Annotated in this window: 9 protein-coding genes and 1 pseudogene; 2 read left to right on the plus strand and 8 right to left on the minus strand. The window is 42.9% G+C overall.

Annotated elements, in window-relative coordinates; all coding sequences use genetic code 11:
* Nucleotides 1-287, minus strand: a 287-nt coding sequence (locus A3775_RS24735; RefSeq protein WP_197480187.1) for a helix-turn-helix domain-containing protein, incomplete at its 3' end; no start/stop codon positions are given.
* A gap of 144 nt (nt 288-431) precedes the next feature.
* On the opposite strand from A3775_RS24735, the gene A3775_RS17045 reads away from it, so the two are divergent.
* Both A3775_RS17045 and A3775_RS17050 read left to right on the plus strand, forming a co-directional pair.
* Nucleotides 432-845: a hypothetical protein gene (locus A3775_RS17045; RefSeq protein ID WP_066384156.1), complete on the plus strand. Its 414-nt coding sequence runs from the start codon at nt 432-434 to the stop codon at nt 843-845.
* Nucleotides 846-1,155: 310 nt separating this feature from the next.
* A complete protein-coding gene (locus tag A3775_RS17050; protein WP_066384154.1) occupies nt 1,156-2,574 on the plus strand; it encodes an LCP family protein in 1,419 nt (472 codons plus the stop codon).
* A 53-nt stretch (nt 2,575-2,627) separates the two neighbouring features.
* On the opposite strand, the gene A3775_RS17055 is transcribed toward A3775_RS17050, so the two are convergent.
* The 7 genes and pseudogenes from A3775_RS17055 to A3775_RS25415 form a co-directional block, all read right to left on the minus strand.
* Entirely contained in the window at nt 2,628-3,500 is an 873-nt protein-coding gene (locus A3775_RS17055) for a 6-carboxytetrahydropterin synthase (RefSeq protein ID WP_066425975.1), read from the minus strand.
* Between the two features lie 147 nt (nt 3,501-3,647).
* Nucleotides 3,648-4,349 (minus strand): J domain-containing protein, encoded by a 702-nt coding sequence (locus tag A3775_RS17060; RefSeq protein WP_066425976.1) that lies wholly within the window; start codon nt 4,347-4,349, stop codon nt 3,648-3,650.
* 15 nt (nt 4,350-4,364) lie between these two features.
* Nucleotides 4,365-5,327: a cysteine synthase A gene (gene cysK, locus A3775_RS17065; RefSeq protein ID WP_066425977.1), complete on the minus strand. Its 963-nt coding sequence runs from the start codon at nt 5,325-5,327 to the stop codon at nt 4,365-4,367.
* Nucleotides 5,328-5,427: 100 nt separating this feature from the next.
* On the minus strand, nt 5,428-5,865 hold the full coding sequence (locus A3775_RS17070) for an Rrf2 family transcriptional regulator (RefSeq protein WP_066384145.1): 438 nt from the start codon (nt 5,863-5,865) through the stop codon (nt 5,428-5,430).
* Nucleotides 5,866-6,040: 175 nt separating this feature from the next.
* A complete protein-coding gene (locus tag A3775_RS17075; RefSeq protein ID WP_066384143.1) occupies nt 6,041-7,750 on the minus strand; it encodes an iron uptake porin in 1,710 nt (569 codons plus the stop codon).
* A 373-nt stretch (nt 7,751-8,123) separates the two neighbouring features.
* The gene (locus A3775_RS17080) at nt 8,124-8,405 is read right to left on the minus strand and encodes a 4a-hydroxytetrahydrobiopterin dehydratase (RefSeq protein WP_066384142.1); all 282 of its coding nucleotides are present in this window, start codon (nt 8,403-8,405) and stop codon (nt 8,124-8,126) included.
* A 595-nt stretch (nt 8,406-9,000) separates the two neighbouring features.
* A pseudogene (locus A3775_RS25415) lies at nt 9,001-9,087 on the minus strand (photosystem II protein D2); the annotation flags it as partial.

Consider the following 9,087-nt stretch of genomic DNA (forward strand, 5'->3'; position numbering starts at 1 on the left):
GATTTAAAAGCATCTGATAGGTGTCTCAATGCGTATTGCGGAGCGCATTTCGATACTTGATAGTACCAAGGATGAGTAGATTTAATTGATGCTACTAACCATTTATGTAAATCTATGGCTGTGGGGAATTTGATTTGGTCTTGGGGGTTGAGTTTATTATGTTGGAGTAGTTGCTGACACAATGCTAAACCTTGATTCCAAGCGTGTCTGGCTACTCCGGCATGTTGTGCTAGTAGTAGTCGTTGTTGCTGGCTGACTTTGAGTTGTGTCTTAAATCCTAGTAGCATGATGCTATTTTACAGGCAAAGCTCAACATCATCACCACAAACATCAGTTGTGTCACCTGGATTAAATGTGAGTATTGGTGAGCAATAGTTAGCAAATCACTAACTAGCTACTAACCCTCTAGTTTAGGATTCAACAAACATAATATGGAAAACTGGGAATCAAGCCAAAATTTACCTACCATAGATACTAGGGACTGGAAACCGGAAGATAGCAAAGACTCAACCATTGGGAAGATACAGTTGATTTTATATTTGATTCCCATTATTGGTTGTTTTCCATCCCTATGGACTGTTTATCGTCGCCAAGGCAGTCGGGAACAACAAGCCGTCAGTCGCCTGTCTATTACTCTGGCGTTTACATGGTTATTGGGGTATCTGTTGTTAGCCACAGGAGCAGCGACTACCGATTTTTTAGCTCTGCGCTTATTAATCCTCAATAGCTTTTGTACCTCTGGTTACTTTTTGGTAAGTATTTGGCTGATGTGGCGACTCATCCAAGGTAAGTCTTACCGCTTACCAGGGTTGAGTAACTTAGCTCAGAGATGGTTGGGTAATTAACTTGATGGTAATCCTGAGTCCCGTTTAATCCCTCTCAGGTGAGGTGAGGCAGCATTTTTACTTAACTACTAACAATTTCCGATAATTTCCTGTGTACATCTAGTCAAACTGACTGAATTGTTGTCATACTTCAAGAAAACATTTTTAGATGAGCCACACACTGGGAAAAATCCTGCTATAAGTGTTGTGGTTGACACAATGTAACAAGGTCAGCATGATTTATTAAAACTTAGGTATGATGGGTTGATTTCTCCGTGTATTGTTAGTTAGCTAAGTTACCAAATTTAATCAGTTAAGTGTGAGGAAATCTGTGACCATTCAAAGAACTTCGGCAGAAGGAAACCAGTCAGCAAAGGCTGCTAAATCCAGAAAGAAAAATGCCCAAAATACTAAACCTGGGCGTTGGTTATGGTTCTGGGTAGGGATGAGCGGGATTGCCATGGTATCTGCAACAGCAGGGGCGTTGTTGGCGGTGTCTTTAAGTAGTACACCTTTACAACAAGCACAGCTTAGTCCCCAGGAAGAAGCTGTTTTTGATGGCGATCGCATCGCTGGTAGTGGCTTGCGGTTCTCAGAATTAACTCGTCCCGTGCATCTGTTGGTGATGGGGATGAGTGTACTTCCCCCTGATGTCCGTAATCCTCCTGTCGAAGCCACAAATTTGGGATATCTACCCCAGGTTAATTCCTTTGATGGTCTTGCTGATGTCATGCTTTTGGTAAGATTTGACCCAGAAACCAAAAAAATTGCTATGCTTTCTATCCCCAGAGATACCCGCACCGAAATCGAAGGGTATGGGATGAGAAAAATTAATGCTGCTAATGTGGAGGGGGGGCCAGCTTTAACCGCCAAGACTGTTAGTAACCTCGTAGGCGGTGCGGGAATTGATCGCTATATCCGCATTAATGTTTTAGGGGTTGGCAAACTCATCGATGCTTTGGGTGGAGTTACAGTTTACGTTCCCAAAGATATGAAATATCGCGATGATTCGCAACATTTATACATTAATTTAAAGGCAGGTAAGCAGCATCTCAACGGTGATCAGGCACTACAATTACTGCGTTTTCGTCATGATGAATTGGGCGACATCGGACGCATTCAACGCCAGCAAATGGTCATCCGCGCTTTAATTGACCAAACTCTCAACCCAGCTACAGTAGCTCAATTACCTCAGATTCTTAACGTAGTTAAAGACAATATTGACACTAACTTGACTGTTGAGGAACTGGTGGCATTACTGGGGTTTGGTGTGCGAACCAATCGCGCCAATATGCAAATGTTTATGCTCCCCGGTCGGTTTAGTGAAAATGGAGAGTATGATGCTAGCTATTGGATACCTAGTAAACGAAGTATCACCAAATTAATGTCACAGCACTTTGGTTTAGACACCTTGTCTGAATACCAACCCACCGATCCAGCTTCTGTAAGGGTAGCAATCCAAGATAGCACAGGTAGCGATCGCTCTCAACTCCGTCCCTTAATCCAAACTTTGCAAAGCGCAGGATATCGCAATATCTACATTTATAAACCTTGGTCTGAACCTTTAGAAGTAACTAATATTATTGCTCAACAAGGAGATGCCGACAGTGCCGAATCCATCCGCACTACTTTAGGTTTCGGAGAAGTCCGCGTAGAAAGTACCGGGAGTCTCAATTCAGATATCAGTATCCAAGTTGGTAGAGATTGGTTGCAGAAAAAAGATTGGTTCGAGAATTCCAGTAGTTTTTGAGCTAGAGAGACGCGAAATAGCATTTTCACTCTGCTGTCGCGTCTCTCAAAATGCTAAATTCTTGCTAAAACTGGTTGATTTTCAACTGCACTCACAGTATTCGATTCTGAGTCTGTGCAGTAAATCTCACAGGAGTTATTCGGGCTTTCGATCAGTTTGACTTTGTGTAACTTTGCTCCTAAATTTTGGATAGGCGATCGCAGTAAATTACTAATATATAAAGCGATATTCTCAGCCGTGGGTACAACCTCAGCAAAATAAGGAATATCTTTGTTTAAAAAGGTGTGATCGAATGGTTCTACCACATAATCTTCTATCACCTGATTCAAACCATCTAAATCAACAATCATCCCCGTGCGCTGATCAATTTCTCCTTTGACAGTCACTTCTAAATGATAATTGTGTCCGTGTCCGTGGGGACGGGCGCACTTACCATATATTTCATTATTGTCTTCTTGACTCAGGTTGGGATGTGCTAGCCGATGGGCTGCGCTAAAGTGAGTGCTGATAGTGAGGTAAGCTTCCATTCCGTTTCCTAGATAATCTGCCCAAAGTTCAGGATGTTCAAACAACTGTACGCGCACTAGAGGTAAGTGGGGTGCTAGTCGCTGCCAAATCACCCGTGCAATATTCTCCGTCGTAGGCAAAGTTTCTTGAAATTCTGCCCAGACATCATTGAGATAGGAAAAGTCGAGTTGGCTGGTAACTTCACGTTTAATTACGTGTTTCACGTCAGACAAGTTCAATACCATGCCATATTCATCCAGTTCTCCAGCCATAGAGATAAATAAGACATAGTTATGTCCATGTCCGGGAAATTTAGCGCAAGCACCAAATTTCTCACGATTCTCGGCTTCGCTTAGTTCCGGTAGCCAATAGCGATGACTTGCCGAAAACTGAGCGCGGCGATTTACGATACATTGCATGAGTACACTGGGAGCAGAATTTAAAATTTCTTAATCTTTCTCTATATTCCAGCATAAACTAATTCTTGAGTGATTAGTCATTAGTCATTAGTCATTAGTTATTAGTTTGACTAATAAATACACTGTTTTTTAGTTTGATGCGGTTGACTATTCTACAGATGCTTGGGCTTCGCAATGTAATCTTGTGGCTATGCGGAATAGTTCTTGTCCGGTGTGCAAATAACGGTCATCATAGTTCAAAGGAAAATAAGACAACTCTTCTAGTCCATCTCCAACTTGACTGAGGCTGTAGTATAAGTTGGCTGCGGCTCTAGCTAAACTGGGCGGATTAGGTAAGGAACGAAAAGTAATTTGGGCTTGTTTCAGGTCTGCTTTACAATTTTGTAAGTATTCCTGAAATTCATCTAATAATTGATCATCAAAAGGATCGGCGGCTAGTTCTTCTATTTGCTCTTCTAATGAATTGAGAATGCTGTCAAGTATCCGGTTTACAGGCTGATAAACTAAACGTAGCCATTCTTCAACTTGCTCATCCGCATCTTTACCAGATTTGCGTGTGGCTTGGTAACGTTTTTGCGCTGATGCTGTACGCTGTTGGCGATTATCGTTTAATTTTTGTGACTCGTGTCGCAGTTGTTGATCGTAATTGTGGCGACTTTGACTATCACCTAAGACTTCGTAGGCGGCGTTGATGCGAATAATCTGCTCGTTATCTGCTGTTGACTGTTGGCTATCAGGATGAAACAGCTTCACCAAGCGGCGGTAGGCTTGTTTAATCTCCGCTTGGCTAGCATTGGAACTCACTTTCAGAGTTTCGTAGTGATTGGAATCTTGTTTAAAATCGGCCATTCATCTACTGTAGTTTTAGCTGACGCTAGTAGCTTCCTTCGCCTCTAGGTCTTGAAACAACGGTGTACTCAAATACCTTTCGCCAAAACTCGGCTGAATCATCACGATTAAGCGTCCTGCGTTTTCTGGGCGTTGGGCAACACGTATAGCAGCGCATAATGCTGCACCACTGGAAATCCCAGATAGTAGCCCTTCTTCTCTGGCTAAACGGCGACTGTAGGCGATCGCTTCCTCATCGGTGACTGTAATCACTTCATCAATCAAGTCTAACCTCAGTACCTGGGGAATAAAACCAGCACCAATACCTTGAATTTTATGGGGGCCTGGTTTACCTCCTGATAAAACTGGACTGTTGGCTGGTTCGACGGCGATCGCTTGAAAGCTAGGTTTGAGGTTTTTAATTACTTCTGCTACACCTGTGATTGTACCACCAGTACCCACCCCGGCGACGATCATATCTACCTGCCCATCCGTGTCTTCCCAAATTTCTTGGGCTGTAGTTTCTCGATGGATTTTAGCATTAGCCGGATTGCGGAACTGCTGCAACATATAGGCGTGAGGCGTAGTATTCACAATTTCCTGCGCGCGCCTAATTGCTCCACTCATGCCTTCCATTCCTGGGGTGAGTTCCAATTTTGCACCATAAGCCCGCAACATTGCCCGCCGTTCACCACTCATCGTCTCCGGCATAGTTAAAATTAACTGATAACCCTTAGCAGCAGCAGCCATCGCTAAAGCAATACCAGTATTTCCTGATGTGGGTTCTACCAAAACTGTCTTCCCAGGAGAAATTAACCCTTCTTCTTCAGCAGCATTAATCATACTCACGCCAATTCTGTCTTTCACAGAAGAAGATGGATTCATGCTTTCGAGTTTGACAACAATTTGCGCCACACATCCCTCTGCTTGCGGGATGCGATTCAATTGTACTAAAGGTGTCCGCCCAATCAGTTCTGTAATATTACCAGCTATCCGCATCTTCTTTCCTTATCCATGATTTATTCATCATTAATCCATAGTCTCAGTATTCATAGTCTAGATTCCACAAGCTTCTTAACTAATGACTATGGACTATTGACTAAATGTAGTACATAATATCCAACTGCCGTAGAGAATCTCTTTTTTCACAGAGATCCTGAAGAGTGTAATTTTGCAAAACTAAATTTGCAGCCTGACAAGCTTCTTGCCAAATTTCTTGTATCACTGAACTGTCTATATTTTTGGAGTTGGTATTGCTTTCGCTTGCCCTCACATCTAAACCTTCCAAACATTCCAATATTTCAAACAAGGTAATTTTGCGAGGTTCGCGTGCTAGAAGATAGCCACCTTTTGAACCGCGTTGACTTTTAAGTATCCCTCCACGCCTTAAGGTCGCTAGTAGCTGTTCTAAATAGCGATCTGGTATATTTTGCTGGGCGGCGATTTGGCGAATTTGCATTGGTTCGCCGCTTTCGTAATGAGTAGCCATTTCTAGTAAGGCAAGAATTGCGTATTCTGATTTACACGATAGTTCCACAAGCAAAATAGTAAGTGGTGAATGAAATGATCAAACAGTTCAGGGATCAACCTTAACTGTTTCCAGTATACTCCGGTTTACCACTAGGGTTTCTGCCTTATCACTCAGCAAAATCAAAAACCCCGCTAGGAAGCGGGGCTTAATTCACTTGAAACCGTTTAAGATGGAGAATGCTTTAGAAAGTAAAGGTAGTTCTCAAAGTACCGATAATCGCATCATCGTTATTACCATTTTGACCAGGACTGGTTAACCAAATTACACCAGGGGTGATAGAGATGTTATCGGATACGCGATACTTGTAGAAACCTTCCACTTGGTAGGGAACATCATTAGAACCAGGGACTCTACCACGAGAATAGGGTTGAGTACCTGCGAAAATACCCAATACGTTACCTCTCTTACCAAAGTCAGGTAAAGCTATACCAGCTCCGTAACTCCAAACTTCCTTATCATCACCTACACCAAAGCCTGTGACATCAGTATAAGAAACGAAGCCGCTAACTGATAATTTATCACTAGGTCTGAAGGCTGCTGATAAACCGTAGGAGTTGGTGGAGGAGGGGTTGGGTAACTCGTTAGCGATTGTAGTCCCGACTAAGATGTTGTTATCTTCATTGGCAAACAGATTGCTGTTGGCTCCCGTATAACCATGAACGTAAGTGGCAGCTAACGCCAAGCGTTCACCGACGCTAAAGTTTAACTGACCTAAAGCCGCATAGTTACCATTAAACACACCTGCACCAGTACCAGGATCATTAGCTTCAGAAGCTAAATAACCTACAGTAACGGAACTAGGTCTGAGGATACCGCCACCTCTACCCAAGGGTACATTGAAAGCTATACCTGCACCGCCACCAATCCGATAGATGGGGTTTTCAGAAGATAAAGTAGATAACGCACCGTTACCACCATCTGTTTTGTCAAAAAAGTAGGGGTTGTTAACAGCCGCATAATGGCTGTGTCGTCCACCTTCAGCCGCTAAATAAACTTGTGCTGGGCCGAAGGGTGCTTCATAAGTGAGTCGGTCTACCTCTACATTGTTGTCACCAGTGCTATCTACTTGGAATGTTTGTAAACCTTCCCCAGCAGTTGTACCGATGAACCTGTTGGCATTACCAGAAGACAAACGGGTAGTTAACTGATCTCTACCTGTGAAGCTGCTGTTTAAGCTTAAACGAACTCTGTTTTGAAAAACGGTGTTATTATTATCACCCAGGGTATCACCAAACGCATCACTCACGGCAAAAATCGCTTCACCAGCGAGTTTGGTGGTTGTGGAGAACTGGTTGGCTTCTAATTCCGCAGTCCGCGCTTCTAAAGAATCTACACGACCGCGCAGGGTGGCGAGTTCCGCAGAAAATTCTTCTTGCAGGCGTTGTAGGGTAGCTAAATCTTCTTTTGTTACTAAGTCTGCTGTGGCTGTGGCGATCAATTCATTTACCCGATCCAAACAGGCGTTCAAACCAGCAGCAAATTCATAACGGGTTAAAGCTCTATTACCCCGATAGGTGCCATTCGGATAACCTGCAATACAGCCATAACGCTCAACCAAAGACTGCAACGCTTGGAATGCCCAATCGGTTGGTTGTACATCAGAAAACTGGGAAACTGATGTTACCTGGGAGAGAGAATTATTATTTGTACCTGCGTTGCTGTAGCGGTTAACTTGGTCTATGACTTTTGTATTTTCAGTGGTTGGGGCTGCTTGAGCCACAATTTCTGGTTTTTGAGCAACTTCAGCAAATGTGGTTTCTGCTGTTGCTACTTCAGTTGTCGGTACTTCTGTGGCTGTGCTGGGAGCCGCAATTGCTGTTGATGAAACTACCAGTGATGCTCCTAAAACAGCAGGGCTAACCACTAGGGATTTCCACAGGAAATTAGACATCTTTACTTTTCTCCTCACACCTTGTATGGATAATTGTTTTTGCTGCACCTATTCTCAAACAATCAGAAATCTTCATATCCAATTCTGTTGATGAGGCACAGTTGCCAGTTATCACAATTTTAGTTTTTGCAAAGCTAATAACTGATTAACTTAATGTTAAAAAATGATGTAATTAACTTATGCAAAAAAAACATACTTACATACCTTATGATTATAATTCATCTCCAGCAGATGGCAAGATAGATGCGATCGCCTCCTGAACTGTCACAATTACTCATCCACATATATAAAGAAAGAGTAAGGTTTTCCAGGTTCCCTACTCTCCATAACATTTTTGATGTGTCGGCGTTTGCCACTGTGTAGCTAAAAACCTTTAGCTAATTTGAGAAATGACGTTTGCCAATTCAAAATCCTTTTTTGTCAAGCCACCTGCATCATGTGTTGTTAATGTGATTTGCACTTTGTTATAAGAGATTGCTATGTCTGGGTGATGTCCTGCTGATTCCGCAGGTTCCACTAGCTGATTCACAAAGTCGATGGCTGTAACAAAATCTTTAAATTTGCGCGTCGTCTTTAACGTAGAACCTTCAACTGTCCAACCTGACAGGCTACTTGCTTGAGCTTGAATCTCTGCATCAGTTAGTAGTTGTGCCATATCAACAACCCTCTAGTATTTCCCTATTTGCTATATCTGGCAGGCTGTAACTGTGTCTGCAAAATTTGTCTTTTCTGTACTGCCAATGACAAATTGAGCAGAAGCATAATGCTAGATATTTTTACTTTCCAAAACTTTAACGTGATTGCCACACCAATAACCAACAGCAACCATCAAAAAATTCAAAGCTAACCATAAAAAACTATCCGCTCTGAGTTAGATCGGATGACCTAATCTCAGAGCGGTCTAGCGGGTCTTCAGGTTGCAACCAGACTGCCGGAAGGAACTCCGTGCTTTAGCCTAGCTACAAGTAGCTAACTTAATCTGACAAGCAGATTAAGGCTAACTTTTAGAGAACAGCCCCGGCGCACAGCCGGCTAACTGCAACCTGATGACCCATGCGTTTACTACTTTCTATCATGGGCATCACCTCCTTGTTGCCTAAACGGTCTTAGTCTCAAAAAGGCAGAGAAGTAAATCTCTGGGTGTTAACCTTTGAGTAATATAGCATATCAATTCCGAAAATTTCACTATCAACAAAAAAAACCTCCGCGTTGCGACGGAGGTTTTGGATAGGGATGCTAACTGATTACGCTTACAGCGCGTTACCGCGAGGTAGTACCTCTTCGGGGAATACAAATTTTTCGTGGGGTTGGTCTTGAGGAGCCATCCAAGCGCGGAT

Origin of the sequence: Anabaena sp. 4-3 (assembly GCF_001597745.1) — a bacterium.
In the GTDB taxonomy this organism is placed as follows: domain Bacteria; phylum Cyanobacteriota; class Cyanobacteriia; order Cyanobacteriales; family Nostocaceae; genus Trichormus.

Coding starts and splice junctions, on each gene's coding strand:
- A3775_RS17045 (WP_066384156.1), top strand. CDS start 432: ATGGAAAACTGGGAATCAAGCCAAAATTTACCTACCATAGATACTAGG.
- A3775_RS17055 (WP_066425975.1), bottom strand. CDS start 3,500: ATGCAATGTATCGTAAATCGCCGCGCTCAGTTTTCGGCAAGTCATCGC.
- A3775_RS17060 (WP_066425976.1), bottom strand. CDS start 4,349: ATGGCCGATTTTAAACAAGATTCCAATCACTACGAAACTCTGAAAGTG.
- cysK (WP_066425977.1), bottom strand. CDS start 5,327: ATGCGGATAGCTGGTAATATTACAGAACTGATTGGGCGGACACCTTTA.
- A3775_RS17075 (WP_066384143.1), bottom strand. CDS start 7,750: ATGTCTAATTTCCTGTGGAAATCCCTAGTGGTTAGCCCTGCTGTTTTA.
- A3775_RS17080 (WP_066384142.1), bottom strand. CDS start 8,405: ATGGCACAACTACTAACTGATGCAGAGATTCAAGCTCAAGCAAGTAGC.